The organism is Aequorivita sediminis (assembly GCF_032080575.2).
GTDB classification, from domain to species: domain Bacteria; phylum Bacteroidota; class Bacteroidia; order Flavobacteriales; family Flavobacteriaceae; genus Aequorivita; species Aequorivita sediminis.
The window spans coordinates 42,113-55,774 of sequence record NZ_JAVLSO020000003.1; the positions used below are offsets into that span (position 1 = coordinate 42,113).

A 13,662-nucleotide genomic window follows, 5' to 3' on the forward strand; every position below is an offset into this window, starting at 1 on the left:
AAGTAATCGGAATTTTTAAAACCCATTAACTTTTAATAATAAAACGTCCAGTTTTTCTATCAAAATCTATGGTTTCTTTTGGAAATAAAGCATCGAATTTTCCCGATTCAATTAGTTTACACGGACTTTCAAAATAATTTTCACCTTTTGACATTAATAACATTTTATCTGTAAGTTGAATTGCCAAATCTATTTCGTGGGTAGAAAAGAATATCGTTTTTTGGGTTTCTGAAGCTAGCTTCTTTAATAACTTTAGAACATAAGCGCGATGATAAATATCGAGATGTGTTGTTGGTTCGTCTAGAATAATTATGGGAGTATCCTGCGCTATTGCTCTTGCTATAGCTACTCGTTGCATCTGTCCATCACTTAGTTCAAAACATTTTCGATGGGCTAGAGTAGTAGTTTCAGTTGCTTCTAAAGCAAAATTTATGGCAATTTTATCTTCTTCTGTTAGCATGCCAATCCAATTGGTATACGGTTGCCTACCCAAAGAAATCATTTCTAAAACGGATAAGTTTTTAGAAGCTGGAGCTTCAGTTAACACAACGCTTAATTCAGTTGCAAGCTCAAAAGAAGTATAGTTGTTTATGTGTTTTTCATTCAGAAACACATCGCCTTTTAATGGGGGTTGCATACCAGTTAATGTTCGCAAGAGGGTAGATTTCCCAATTCCATTTGCGCCTACAAGTCCAACTAATTCACCTTTGTTAATTGAAAAGTTAATCTCTTTAGCAATAACAGAATCCCTCTTTTTATTGGAGTAGCCAACAGCAAGATTTTTAGCTTCTAAAATGATATTTTTTTCTTCTGAAGCCATTAAAAAAATAATTTACGTTTACGAACTAAAAGCCAAATTACTACCGGGGCACCTATTAATGAGGTTATTGCATTAATTGGTAAGGTGAACTCGCTAAAGGGTAATTGAGCAATAGTGTCGCAGATTAACATTAATAAACTCCCACAAAGCAGAACAGCTGGAAGTAGAATTAGGTGATTTGAAGTTTTGTAAAACTGTCGTACCAAATGCGGTACTGCTAAACCTACAAAGGCAATCGGGCCTACAAAAGCCGTAATTCCTCCTGCCAAAACACTTGTTGCTAATATTATTATAAAGGTTGTTTTTTTAATGTGAATTCCCATACTTTTCGCATAGTTTTCTCCTAGTAGTAGAGTGTTTAAAGACTTACTACTTATGATGCTCAAGATTAGCCCGGCTAAAAAACATATGCTTAATATAGTAACACCTTGCCAAGACTGATTTCCTAAGCTGCCAAATGACCAAAAAATATACTGCTGTAACTGCTCTGCATTACTAAAATATGAGAGTACCGAAACTACCGCTGTAGTAACACTCCCAAACATAAGTCCGATAATTAAAATAGCCATAGTATCCTTTATTTTGAATGTTACAGCTAACACTGCCAACAACACTAAAAAGCTACCTAAAGCAGAAGCGATAACTAAGCTCCATTGGCTTAGTAACATTGTTCCAAAAAAGCCTCCAAATGCACTTGCGCCTAAAATTAAAATAGCAACTCCTAAGCTTGCTCCACTGCTTAAACCTAAAACAAATGGACCTGCTAGAGGATTTCTAAATAAGGTTTGCATCAACAATCCCGAAATTGCTAATCCGCCTCCTGCTAGCATTGCTGTAATTGCTTTTGGGAGCCGATAATCAATTAGTATATATTCCCAAGTAGCCTTTGTTGAGCCTTTTCCAATAAATACCGAAATAATCTCTTTAAGTGGAATTGAAACAGAACCCATACTCAAATTAACCAAAAATGCAGCGAGCAGCGCTAGTAGAAGTACCAAAAAATGAATTCGATATGATGGCGAAGTCTGCATTAATTTAGTTTATCGAAAAAATGAAATTTATGATTTGGCAACATTTCAGGATGTAGAATTTTAATTAAATCTTTTAGCACTAAATCTGGTCTATTTGGAGCTAATTCGTAATAAATTACACCTCCCTTTTCACCTTTTTTCATACTATAAGAATATACTTTCCCAGTTTTATATGCTTTGAATTGGGTATAAGCTTTACTGCTTTCATTTAATTCTTCTAGAGAATTAAATTGCGCTGGGCCAATCCAAAAATCTGCTTCAATACCTTTGTCCAATACCGATTCTAGACTTAAAGAAAGGCTTCCGGTTCCTTCAGAATCTACCCAAAGGTAATCTCCGCCCGCATCTTGTATAAACTGTGCGCCCCAACTATTTCCCTGTGGCATATACCAAACATCTTTGTACATAGCACCACTAATTACGGTCGGCTTATTTTTAGCTTTAGAAGCCAAATTTTTAGCAGAATTATATTCCGATTCAATTTTACTGAAAATACTGTCGGCTTCTTTTTCTTTGTTGTAAAGTACACCAAAAAACTTTATCCATTCAGCTTTTCCTAAAGGGGAAACCTCTGTCCAATCTGAATTGTAAAGAACAGGAATTCTTGCATTTTCTACTGTTGAAAACGCAGAGTTGTTACCATCAACAGCAAAACCAATAACAGCATCGGGAGAAAGATTGATAAGAATTTCAGTGTTTATATCTTCATTTTTACCCAACTCTTTAATTTCATTGTTTGAAATTCGATCTCTAGTCTTTTCCGAAGAGATATAGTTTAAATTAGGAAAACCAATCAAAGCATTTATTTCACCTAACATTTCTAATGAAGGAATGTGAGTAGTAGAAGTTACAACTATTTGCTCAATGGGAATTTCAACCACTGCATCATAGCTTTTTGGATTTGGTAGGGAGGCATTTTTCTCAACAAGAGCATAGGTAAAAATTTTATCGGTCCCTGGCCAAGGATTTTTTAAAGTAATAGTTTTATAACCTTCGAATGCTTCAATTTCAAAGCCCTTAGCATATTTTACTTCCAGTTTTTCACCTTTAACTGAAACACTTTTAATAGATTCTTTAGTTTCATTTTTACAAGAGACAAATACTAAAGTGAAAAAGAATAAAACAACAAGATTTTTAAAATTTGGCATTATTGGCTATTTAATGTTTTCGATATGCGCAAAGGTATCACAAAGTTGTAGAAAGATTCAATAGCTTATTTTTTAAATATTATTCAGAGACTTCAATAACTAATCTTTACTATAATTTCTTTTCAACGCTGAAATTAACGACTATATTTGCATCGAATTTTGGTGAGCATATTTAAAAATGCTCTTAAAAGGGAAATAGGTAAACGATTTTAATGCTTTTTACTCGAATGTTTAATTCGGCATTATAAAATAAAATCAATAATCCTATGCTGTTCCCGCAACTGTGAGTCTGCCTCGATGTAATTTGAGGCGTGCATACTTCAAAACCACTGTCTTCATAATCGTAGAGATGGGAAGGTAGCACAAAAGACAAGCCAGGAGACCTGCCAGATACATAACATAAAAATATCAAACTTTCGGGATAAAGGTTGAATTATGAAAAATCTACAATACCATATTATTTTGGCTATTTTCTTGTGTTCAACTTCAGTTGTGGCACAATTGGATACTATTCAGCAGTTACCTGAAGTATTGCTTACCGACTCAAAACTTGTACACTTTTCTAAAGGATTTAAGGTTGAAAAAGTAAATGATTCGATTGTTGAACGAAACGCTACATCATTAACTGAAACACTTACATATAACTCTTCAATCTATTTTAAAGAGAATGGATTTGGGATGGTTTCATCTCCATCATTTAGAGGAACAAATGCTTCGCAAACTGCAGTTATTTGGAATGGAATTAGTATAAATTCAATTTTTACAGGTCAAACTGATTTTAACGTGATTTCTCCTTTAAACTACGATGAAATATCAATTCGAAGTGGTGGTGGAGGAGTTCAATATGGAAGTGGAGCCGTAGGTGGTAGTATTCATCTAAACAATACGTATACTTTTAAAAAAATAAATAAAACCAATGTAGGATTGCGCTACGGAAGCTTTTCTACTATAGCTGCAAATGCAAATACTACTCAAACTTGGGATAATCATTATCTAAATGTAGGTGTAGACTTTTTACGTTCAGAAAATGATTATGACTATGTAGGAAAGGATAAAATAAATAAACACGGGCAGTTTTTACGTTTTTCAGCCAAAGTAAATGAAGCTCGACGTATAAGAAATGGTGTTGTTACTTGGAATTCGGAGTATGTGTACAACGATAGAAATTTTTCTGGTAGCTTGAGTACTATAGGAAAAGATGCATACAAAGATATTGCAACCAGAAATTTATGGCAGTTACAAAAACATATAGGAATATTTAATACAAAAGCTAGTTTTGCACACCTGTACGAACAGTTTAGGTATATTCCAGATAGTCAAAAATCAAAATACGATAAAGGTCAAGCAAATACTTTTATTGGTGGATTGCAAACAGAGGTGTTATTTAAAAATAAAATTAGATTAAACGGAAAAGCTGAATACACTTTATTAAATGGAAACGGTGATAATGTTGGCGATAATTCCCGTAGAACCTTGGCTGCAGTTTTATTGTTAAATCATAAAGTTTCAGATGATTTTAACTATGGATTAAACATTAGAAAAGAGTTTCTAAATGATTATAACAACCCGATTCTGTATTCAGCAGATGCAAAATATAAGGTTTCCAACGTTTATTCACTTCGAATAAATGGTTCTAAAAACTACAGAATCCCAACATTTAACGACCTTTATTGGTATGCCGGTGGAAATGTTGACTTAAAGCCAGAAACTTCATACCAAGTAGAATTAGGGCAAGAAATTTCTTTTGGCAAACTTAATGTTGATGTTGTTGCTTATTTCATTGAATCTGAGGATTTAATTAAATGGACCCCAAGAAGTGGTGGTATTTGGGAACCTGAAAATATAAGTGAAACTAGAAACTTTGGAGCTGAAGTTACTTTTGACTATACTGTGGAAGTAGGGAAATCACAGTATTTAAATTTAAATACCAACTATTCCTATACTAAGGCTAAGGATTTGAAAAAAGAGAAACAATTAATCTACGTACCTTATCACAAAGCAGCTGGTTCGGTAACATATAGCTATAAAAAGCTTTCAATTTATTTACAAGGATTGTTTAATGGAGAAGCTTTTACAACTACCGATAACAGTGATGTGGTGGATGCTTATAGTTTGTTTAATCTTGGTGCAGATTACACATTTCCTCTTAATCCAAATATAAAATTAGGCGGTCGGGTGAAAAATGTTTTTAATACCTATTATGAAAATGTAGCCTACAGACCCATGCCATCAAGAAACATAGAAATATTTTTAAATTTTAATATATAACCAAAATGAAAACAATAAAAAAATCAATCTTTTTCGCGCTAACCACATTATTCTTTGTCGCTTGTAGTAGTGACGACGACATTCAGCCAGATTATGAACCTGCTGAATATGAGAATGGTGTTCTTGTAACAAACGAAGGGCCATTTATGAATGGAAGTGGTTCTATAACTTATATATCTAACGATTATGCAACTGTTTCACAGAATATTTATAGAACTGTGAATGGTAATGAACTTGGGAATATTGTACAATCAATGGGTTTTAATAACGAAAACGCTTACATAGTTGTAAATAACTCGAATAAAATAATGGTAGCTAACCGTTATAGTTTTGAAGCTATAGACTCTATTACAACCGGACTTGTTAATCCACGATTTTTTGAAAGTATTGACGGGAATAAGGGATATGTTACAAATTGGGGAGATCCGAACGACAACTCTGATGATTATGTAGCTGTTGTTGATTTGAGAACAAATGAAATTTCTGCGAATATTTCAGTAGGGTTTGGACCAGAAAAAATGATTTCTCACAACAATAAAGTATATGTAGCTCACCAAGGTGGTTATGGACAAAATAATTTAATTTCTGTAATTTCTGGAACTACTGTAGAGAGTACTATTACTGTAGGTGATGTTCCAAATTCGATGGTAGTTAAAGACAATAATCTTTATGTACTTTGCGGAGGAATGCCTAGCTATGCAGGAACTGAAACTGCAGGTTCGTTGGTGAAAATTGATCTATCATCTGGGCAAGTTTCAGAAACTTTTGCTTTTGAAACAACACAACACCCAAGTAATTTAACAATCGACGGCGATAACTTGTTTTACAGCTTAGATGGCAAAGTTTACAAGGTAAATGCTTCATCAGTAACATTACCAGGAATAGACATTATTGAAGGATACTTTTATGCACTACAAGCTAATGATGGTAAGCTTTACGCTACCGACGCGGGTGATTTTGCTAGTAAAGGTTCGCTATATATTTATGACCTTTCTACAAATCAACAAATACAGGATTTTCAAACAGGAATAGTTCCTGGTGGAATTTATTTCAACAATTAATTGTTTTTATATAGCCAAAAAGGTCCATTTGATTAGTTTCAAATGGACTTTTTAGTTTAGAAGTGTTTGCTTATTATTTCTTTAAAGGACTAATTATTTTAACATCTTGAAAAGCTATCGCACCGCGAATTATACCTGATATAACGTCGTATAGCACATTAGTGATTTGCATTTTAAGTTCACTTTTACTGTAAATTAAACTTACCTCACGAGCAGGAGACGGTTCTTTAAAGTATTTTAAGTTTATGGTTTGATTAGGGGAAACATCTAATGTGTGAAGGTAGGGTAGAAGTGTCATCCCTAAACCTTCGTCAGCCAGCTTTACAAGTGTTTCAAAACTACCGCTTTCAAGTTGGAACTTTTCGAAGCTACCATTTTTCGAAGCTTTACACAGGTTAATTATTCCATCTCTAAAACAATGCCCATCTTCTAGTAATAATACATCTTCAATGTCTAAATCTTTTGCTTCTATAGTATCTTTAGATGCTAATCGGTGATTTTCTGGGATGTAGGCTACGAACGGCTCGTAATATATAGGGCGTTCTTTAATTCTTTCCTGTTTTAAAGGAGTTGCAGCAATGGCCGCATCTAAATATCCATCATTAATCTTAGTGATTATTTCATCTGTATTCAACTCCTCAATTTTTAATTGAACCTTTGGATAACGACTTGAGAAAATTTTTAAAAACATAGGAAGTAATGTTGGCATTACTGTGGGAATAATACCCAGTTTATAAGTACCACCAATAAAGCCCTTTTCCTGATCTACAACATCCTGCATTCGTTCAGATTCGTTAACGATATTACGGGCTTGTTCAACTATTTTTTGACCAACAGCGGTAAGTTCAATCGGCTTTTTTGTACGATCAAAAATTTGAATTTCAAGTTCTTCCTCCAATTTTTGAATCTGCATACTAAGCGTAGGCTGAGTAACAAAAGTTTTCTCAGCGGCCTTTGTAAAGTTTTGGCTCTCTGCTACAGCCAATACATATTTTAATTGAGTAATTGTCATTGTAAACTTTATTTATACAAATATAACTCTATTATCAAATAATTCTATTTCTGCCTTAAGATAAAAGCAGGCTTGGTTGTGATGAAATGAATAAATATTTGAAATTGAAATTATTAATCAAATCATCCCTCTGGCTTTAATCTCTAAATATTTGTTGATAGTATTTACCGTAAGGTTTTCCGGTGAAGTTAAAATCGATTGAATTCCGTATTTGTGAAGCTCATTTACGATAAGTTTCTTTTCATAAATGAATTTTTCGGCAATTGTCTTTTCAAAAATTTGATGCGTGGTTTTCGCTTCCTTATTTAAAAATGATTTTAATTCAGTGTTTTCAAAGAAAATAACAACCAACAGATGTGTTTTGTTTATTGCTTGTAGATACGGCAATTGGCGATGAAGCGCATCCATGGTTTCAAAATTTGTATAAAGTAATAAAAGGCTTCGTTGCTTAATATGTTGCTTTACATCTACATATAAACGAGAAAAATCGCTTTCTGAAAAATCTGTTTCAATATTGTAAAGTGTTTCCAAAATTAAATGCATTTGCGCATTTCTACGTTGGGCTATAACTCTATCGCTTACTTTTCTTGAAAAAGTGAACATTCCAGCTTTATCGTGCTTCTTTAATACAATGTTAGAAATTACAAGAGTCGAATTTATAGCGTAATCTAATAAGCTTAAATTATTAAATGGCATTTTCATTACCCTTCCTTTATCAATTACAGAATAAACTGGCTGCGATTTTTCATCCTGAAATTGATTAACCATTAGATTATTGCGCTTGGCAGTAGCCTTCCAATTAATGTTTCTTATGTCGTCTCCAATATTATAGTCTTTAATCTGTTCAAATTCCATAGTGTGGCCAATTCTCCTTATTTTTTTAAGGCCAAATAATTTTAGTTTATTGGAAAAAGCTATAAAATCATATTTTTTAAGCTGAAGAAATGATGGATAATTAGGAACCATACCTTCTGCCGCAAACAGCTGCTTTCGTGCAACTAGTCCTAATACCGAAGAAGTAAATACATTCAAGTTTCCGAAGTGATACTCGCCACGCACTGTGGGTCTAACTTGATAGGTGAAAGTTTTCTCTTCTGAAGGATTTAATATCGCTTCAATTTTAAAGTTACGAATCTGCCATTGTACGGGTAATTCGTCAATAATTTTTAGTGAAACTTTAAATTGATATCGATTAATAACTTTTATTTCAATCGGATTTTCGTCGCCATTGGAAAGTTTTTCAGGTAAAATTCGGTAAGCCTGTATTCCAATTTTATTTCGATAGAGTACGAAAATGTCAAAAACTACTGCTAGTATAAACAAATAGAAAAATAGCCTAATTACGCTAAAGAATTCCGGAAAGAAATACGCCCCCACAAATAAAACTACAAGTGAGAACAGCACGATAAAAAATCGCTGTTTTAAGTATAAGCTTTTAAGGAATTTTTTCAATTTATAATTTTAATCAGGATTTCTATTTTATTATTTTCATTTTACTAACAATAAGTATTCTGGGTTGGAAAGACTGAGCAAAATAGATTTTAAGATTATCTAGGGATTTCAATAGTTTCTATTATTTGTTGCAATACTTTGTCTGCTGTAATTCCTTCCATTTCACGTTCTGGGGTAAGCATAATTCTATGTCGAAGTACCGATGGAGCGATTTTCTTAATATCGTCTGGAGTAACAAAATCACGGCCGTTAATAGCTGCAAGTGCCTTGGAAGCATTCATTATTGCTAGAGAAGCTCTTGGCGAGGCACCTAAGTATAAGTTTGAGTTAGAACGCGTATTATCAACAATAGCGGCAATATACTTCAGTAAATTACTCTCGATAATTATTTGCTTAATTGTGTCTTGATACTCGGCGATTTCTTGTGCGTTAAGTATGGGTGAAATAGTGTCTAAAACCAACTTATCCTTACGACTGTGTTGATTCTCTAAAATTTGAACTTCTTCTTCTAGACTAGGGTAGGGCACATTAATTTTAAATAGAAAACGGTCTAATTGCGCTTCAGGTAGTGCGTATGTTCCTTCTTGCTCTACCGGGTTTTGGGTGGCGAAAACCAAAAAGGGAGGTTTCATTTCATACTTTTTACCGTCCATAGTAACTTGACGTTCTTCCATTACTTCAAAAAGAGCAGCTTGAGTTTTTGCAGGTGCACGGTTAATTTCATCAATTAAAATAATATTTGAAAAAACTGGACCTTTTTTAAATTCAAATTCGTTGGTTTTTACATTGAATATTGAAGTACCTAATATATCACTCGGCATTAAATCTGGGGTAAACTGAATTCTACTGAAGTCCACCGACATGGTTTTGGCTAAGAGTTTGGCAGTTAAAGTTTTTGCAACTCCTGGCACACCTTCAATTAAGGAATGACCATTGCTAAGTATCGAAATAATTAGCATTTCCAACATATCATGTTGTCCGACGATTACTTTTCCCAGTTCGGTTTTTATTCTTTCGGTGGCTTCCTGTAAATTTTTTAAATCAATTCGCGAGTTAAACTCTAACGGATTTTCCTGTGTATTTTCCATAATTTTACAATCTAAATTCTTCTATTTGTTTGTTTAGTGCAAGCAAGTCGGCTTCGCTATGAACAGATCTTTCTTTTAAATTTTTAATAAGATGCATCAATTTTTGAGTGTTTTCTAGAGTGTTTCCACTCTTTAAAGCTAATTTCTTGATAACATCTTCAGTAATAGCATTCGTATTCAAAAAGTATTTTGCTCGAATTGTTTCTGAAAAGTACTTTATTTTTTTTGCAATAATATCGCTGTAATCTCTATGCTGAAAATATAAATCGGCAATAGTTTTGGTGAATTCTACCGAAGTGTTTTCTAGTGGTTCAATCACTTCTACAATTCGCTGTTCACGTTTTCCTTTAAAAAAAACGAAAATTATTAATCCGCAAATTAAAACGTAGTAGGCCCAAGTAAGGGGCTCTTGATTCAATACAAAACGCATAGGCGAAATAACTACTTTTCGACCGGACTTTAAATATTCATCTAAATATATGTGGTCTGCTTCAATATACGATAGCAAATTTGCAGCGTATTGCTCGTTGTTATTAAGAAGGTAATAGTTTGTAAAAGCTTCGGGCAAAGTATGAAGTAAAAACGCACCGTTCCCATATTTTACTTTAATAAAGTTTAAGTTGTCTAATTTATTTTTATTTGAATCATAGTAACCTAAAGCTTTAGTTTTTAAGGTGTCTATTGCTGTAAATGAAGTTTTAAATATTCCCTTTTTAAATTGTGGTAATTGCCTTTCTTTTAATGAAGGTGAAAAGAATGTTGGAGTAACCTCTTCTTCTAAAACGCTGTAGCTTGTATGCAAATTAATTTTTAAAGTATCCTGTAAAATACTCCCATAGCTACGTGCAGATATAAAAACTGTATTTCCATTTTCAACGTATTTTAATAATTTTTGAGCTTGTCTTTTATCAAAGTTCAACTCGTCGTTTAAAAATATATATGCTGAATTTTGGGTGTAGGAGCTATCGACTAAAAACAAGTAAGGATCTTTGTCAATATTTTCTATTTCTGAATCTTTAAATAGCGAAGTAGCTTCTTCATAAAACACAAAACTGCCAAAAGGAATTTTATCTACTGATGTATAACTAGGCCTCCAATCGATGGGTTTGGGTCTTACAATCTCTGTAATTAGGATTAACAATAATGTTAGCCCAAATATCCATAGTACTCTTTTTGAACGTTTATCTAGCATTACTTAAGTTTTGATTTAAACGTTCAAAATCTCTTTGGGCACTTGAAAATCCTGTTTTATTGAGTGCAAACTCTCCATACCAAATGTTGTCGTACAGGTAAGATGCTTTTTTAAAATCTTCTTTCAGTTTTTGATTTTCAATCTCTCGATAATAGTCGCTATTAGTTTTTTCATAGTGCCAATCGATAATATTATTTTGTGAAAGCAGTTTTAAAGATTTTAAGTACATATATCGGATTGCCAATCGGTAATTTTCTTCTTGGAGAGCATTTTTAATATAGCTATCAAGATCGACGTTCTCAATATGCTGCTCTTTTATATTTAATGGGGCTATTACTTGCTTTTTTCTACTGAATAATGAAGAAGCGTTATTACCAACTAGTAATTTAACAACAATATAAATAGCAAAAAATATTAGTAATCCATAGATAAAATTCTTTATAAGCTCGAACATCTGAGGTGAAAGTTCAAATCCAAAAATTTCTCCTAGCGTTTTAAAAAACCAATTAATTGCACGACCTAAATAATTCTCGGCTTCTCCTTCGATTTTATCATAATCAAAATCTCTGCCTGAATATTTATCAGATAAGCTTTCAGAAAATTGTTTTTGGATGACATTTTCATTTTCGACAATTACGGATAGAGAATCTTTTACAAATGCAGTTGCGGCAAATGAATTCAGTAAAAAAAATAATATGAAAATGGATCTATTCACTTGCTCCAATTTGATCTATACGTTCGCGAGTTGCTTCGTTGTAGGTTTCTTCGTGTAGTGAATAGTATAAAATACCATTAATAAATTGAAGCATAGATTGATTAAGGGTATATAATATAAGTACAATAGACAAGGCGATTGTCCAAACAATATTAGCTACAACCGAATTGGCTAAATCTACACCTGAATCTAAGGAATGAAATGCGTAAAGACTAATTAAAACACCTGGAATAATAAGTACAACCATCATTAATATGCTAAGCAGAATACTAATTATTAAGTTTGATAAAACACATTTCCAGAAATACAGTTTTAATAATCTCCAACCCTCACCAAAGGCATCAGTGACCTCTCGATTGTCGTTAATTAACGCCATAAATGAAAGTCCACTCCAACTTGTAAATCCTAAAATCATAAGATAATAAGCGAGTGTACCCAATAAAGGGATAAAAGAAATAATTATACCTACCATTACTAGAACTAGATACATCAACATCATTAGTACAATAAAAAGTACAATTTTCCCTAGGTTTTCTTTTACTACCTCCCAAACTCTTCTTTTTACAACTTCTTTTCCTTTATTCTCTTCATATTGAATTACATAAACTGCGGCTAAACTGTAGTTTAAAGTTGCAGTAATTAGAAATAGAAAAATAAAACCAAGAGCTCCTAATCCTATATAAATGTTATAAATTGAAGAGTCAGTCCCAATAGTATTTGCGGAAAGACTTCCTACAAAGCCTGTAACCATCAAGTAACTCACGCCTAAAAAGCCAAGAATAAATATTCCATTATAACTAATGAATATATTTAAAAAGGGTTTAAAATTCTGTTTAAAAAAATCGAAATATGTAGTTATAATTTCACCTACATCTCGTTGTTGTTTAAGTGGTATATAATTTTTTAGCATTTGTTTTATGTAGGATAATTGGATATATAATGTAATAGTAAATAATTAGAATTAAAGACAAGAATATAATAGTCAAAGCCAACCATACAGGCATGTTGCTATAACGTGTAATAAAACCTTCAATAAACCCAGCTATAATAAAAAAGGGTATGGTGCTAACCACGATTTTAAGTCCGTCTTTTGCACCTTTTAAAAATGAAACTTTTCTCGAATACGTTTTTGGGAAAAGTATACTATTTCCCATAACCATTCCTGCGCATCCAGCAATTACGATTACTGAAATTTCAATAGTTCCGTGAAGCCATATGTTTTTTGAAGCTTCAAAGAGTAAATCTCGGTTATAGAAAAAAGTAAAAAAAGCTCCTAACATTACTCCATTACTAAACAACACATACGCAGTTCCCACCGAGGTGATAACTCCGAAAGCATAAGCCAAAAACGCGACCCGAATATTATTGATGGTTATTCCTAAAAACGTGCCTATTTCGCTTCCACTTTTATAAATAGCGGTAGGGTCGCCTTTTTCAATATTATTTATTGTTTCGTTTACATAGGAATCCCCGAGGATTAGTCGAACAAAGGAATCGTCGTTTACTGCTGAAATCACTCCAATAGCCGTTGCTACTGCAAAAAGTAAAAACGAATAAAACAGCATTCGGTGGTGCTGGTAAAAAAATAAAGGAAACTCATCCTTCCAAAAACTTACAAGCCGATTTTTGGATTCTTTTTTATTTTTATAAATCTTTTGATGCGCCTGTGATGCTAATGAATTTAAGTACTGAAGTGTTTTACTTTCAGGGTAATATGTCTGCGCATAAGCAAGGTCATTAGTAAGCTGAATGTAGTCGTCGGCAAGCTGGTCTGGATTTATTTTTGAATTAAGTGTGATTGCTTTTTCAAATGCAATCCATTTTGCCTTATTTTGCTTGACGAATGCTGCCTCGCGCATCTTTTAATTTTTTGAT

General features: G+C 33.0%; 12 protein-coding genes and 1 riboswitch. Of the genes, 2 read left to right on the forward strand and 10 right to left on the reverse strand.

The window, feature by feature from the left end; genetic code table 11:
- Nucleotides 1-25 precede the first annotated feature (25 nt).
- The 3 genes from RT250_RS06310 to RT250_RS06320 are packed head-to-tail and all read right to left on the reverse strand — an operon-like array spanning nucleotide 26 to nucleotide 2,999.
- Complete coding sequence (locus tag RT250_RS06310) at nucleotides 26-820, reverse strand: ABC transporter ATP-binding protein (RefSeq protein ID WP_313113133.1); 795 nt, start codon at nucleotides 818-820, stop codon at nucleotides 26-28.
- A complete protein-coding gene (locus RT250_RS06315; protein WP_313113134.1) occupies nucleotides 820-1,851 on the reverse strand; it encodes a FecCD family ABC transporter permease in 1,032 nt (343 codons plus the stop codon). The genes RT250_RS06310 and RT250_RS06315 overlap by 1 nt, the downstream gene beginning before the upstream one ends.
- Nucleotides 1,851-2,999 carry an ABC transporter substrate-binding protein gene (locus tag RT250_RS06320; RefSeq protein WP_313113136.1) on the reverse strand — a complete coding sequence of 383 codons (1,149 nt, stop codon included), beginning with the start codon at nucleotides 2,997-2,999 and terminating at the stop codon, nucleotides 1,851-1,853. The genes RT250_RS06315 and RT250_RS06320 overlap by 1 nt, the downstream gene beginning before the upstream one ends.
- Nucleotides 3,000-3,142: 143 nt before the next feature.
- Nucleotides 3,143-3,404, forward strand: a riboswitch (cobalamin riboswitch).
- Nucleotides 3,405-3,434: 30 nt separating this feature from the next.
- On the opposite strand from RT250_RS06320, the gene RT250_RS06325 reads away from it, so the two are divergent.
- Both RT250_RS06325 and RT250_RS06330 read left to right on the forward strand, forming a co-directional pair.
- On the forward strand, nucleotides 3,435-5,267 hold the full coding sequence (locus RT250_RS06325; protein ID WP_313113138.1) for a TonB-dependent receptor: 1,833 nt from the start codon (nucleotides 3,435-3,437) through the stop codon (nucleotides 5,265-5,267).
- Nucleotides 5,268-5,272: 5 nt separating this feature from the next.
- Nucleotides 5,273-6,328 (forward strand): DUF5074 domain-containing protein, encoded by a 1,056-nt coding sequence (locus tag RT250_RS06330; protein ID WP_313113140.1) that lies wholly within the window; start codon nucleotides 5,273-5,275, stop codon nucleotides 6,326-6,328.
- Nucleotides 6,329-6,401: 73 nt separating this feature from the next.
- Here RT250_RS06330 and RT250_RS06335 read toward each other — a convergent pair whose 3' ends face one another.
- The 7 genes from RT250_RS06335 to RT250_RS06365 all read right to left on the reverse strand — a co-directional run bounded on the left by RT250_RS06335 (nucleotide 6,402) and on the right by RT250_RS06365 (nucleotide 13,646).
- Nucleotides 6,402-7,340: a hydrogen peroxide-inducible genes activator gene (locus RT250_RS06335; protein WP_313113141.1), complete on the reverse strand. Its 939-nt coding sequence runs from the start codon at nucleotides 7,338-7,340 to the stop codon at nucleotides 6,402-6,404.
- Between the two features lie 117 nt (nucleotides 7,341-7,457).
- Entirely contained in the window at nucleotides 7,458-8,792 is a 1,335-nt protein-coding gene (locus RT250_RS06340) for a DUF58 domain-containing protein (protein WP_313113143.1), read from the reverse strand.
- 95 nt (nucleotides 8,793-8,887) lie between these two features.
- Complete coding sequence (locus tag RT250_RS06345; RefSeq protein WP_313113144.1) at nucleotides 8,888-9,880, reverse strand: AAA family ATPase; 993 nt, start codon at nucleotides 9,878-9,880, stop codon at nucleotides 8,888-8,890.
- A gap of 4 nt (nucleotides 9,881-9,884) precedes the next feature.
- Nucleotides 9,885-11,072, reverse strand: a complete 1,188-nt coding sequence (locus tag RT250_RS06350) for a DUF4350 domain-containing protein (protein ID WP_313113146.1) — start codon at nucleotides 11,070-11,072, stop codon at nucleotides 9,885-9,887.
- Nucleotides 11,062-11,787: a hypothetical protein gene (locus RT250_RS06355; protein WP_313113147.1), complete on the reverse strand. Its 726-nt coding sequence runs from the start codon at nucleotides 11,785-11,787 to the stop codon at nucleotides 11,062-11,064. Before RT250_RS06355 ends, RT250_RS06350 begins: the two co-directional genes overlap by 11 nt.
- Complete coding sequence (locus tag RT250_RS06360; protein WP_313113150.1) at nucleotides 11,780-12,697, reverse strand: hypothetical protein; 918 nt, start codon at nucleotides 12,695-12,697, stop codon at nucleotides 11,780-11,782. The genes RT250_RS06355 and RT250_RS06360 overlap by 8 nt, the downstream gene beginning before the upstream one ends.
- Entirely contained in the window at nucleotides 12,672-13,646 is a 975-nt protein-coding gene (locus RT250_RS06365) for a stage II sporulation protein M (protein ID WP_313113152.1), read from the reverse strand. Before RT250_RS06365 ends, RT250_RS06360 begins: the two co-directional genes overlap by 26 nt.
- Nucleotides 13,647-13,662: the final 16 nt, after the last annotated feature.

What these genes read in the sequence shown, in the direction of transcription:
- RT250_RS06360 (WP_313113150.1), bottom strand. Translation starts at nt 12,697, where the DNA reads ATGCTAAAAAATTATATACCACTTAAACAACAACGAGATGTAGGTGAA.
- RT250_RS06335 (WP_313113141.1), bottom strand. Translation starts at nt 7,340, where the DNA reads ATGACAATTACTCAATTAAAATATGTATTGGCTGTAGCAGAGAGCCAA.
- RT250_RS06325 (WP_313113138.1), top strand. Translation starts at nt 3,435, where the DNA reads ATGAAAAATCTACAATACCATATTATTTTGGCTATTTTCTTGTGTTCA.
- RT250_RS06320 (WP_313113136.1), bottom strand. Translation starts at nt 2,999, where the DNA reads ATGCCAAATTTTAAAAATCTTGTTGTTTTATTCTTTTTCACTTTAGTA.
- RT250_RS06350 (WP_313113146.1), bottom strand. Translation starts at nt 11,072, where the DNA reads ATGCTAGATAAACGTTCAAAAAGAGTACTATGGATATTTGGGCTAACA.
- RT250_RS06365 (WP_313113152.1), bottom strand. Translation starts at nt 13,646, where the DNA reads ATGCGCGAGGCAGCATTCGTCAAGCAAAATAAGGCAAAATGGATTGCA.
- RT250_RS06310 (WP_313113133.1), bottom strand. Translation starts at nt 820, where the DNA reads ATGGCTTCAGAAGAAAAAAATATCATTTTAGAAGCTAAAAATCTTGCT.
- RT250_RS06330 (WP_313113140.1), top strand. Translation starts at nt 5,273, where the DNA reads ATGAAAACAATAAAAAAATCAATCTTTTTCGCGCTAACCACATTATTC.
- RT250_RS06345 (WP_313113144.1), bottom strand. Translation starts at nt 9,880, where the DNA reads ATGGAAAATACACAGGAAAATCCGTTAGAGTTTAACTCGCGAATTGAT.
- RT250_RS06315 (WP_313113134.1), bottom strand. Translation starts at nt 1,851, where the DNA reads ATGCAGACTTCGCCATCATATCGAATTCATTTTTTGGTACTTCTACTA.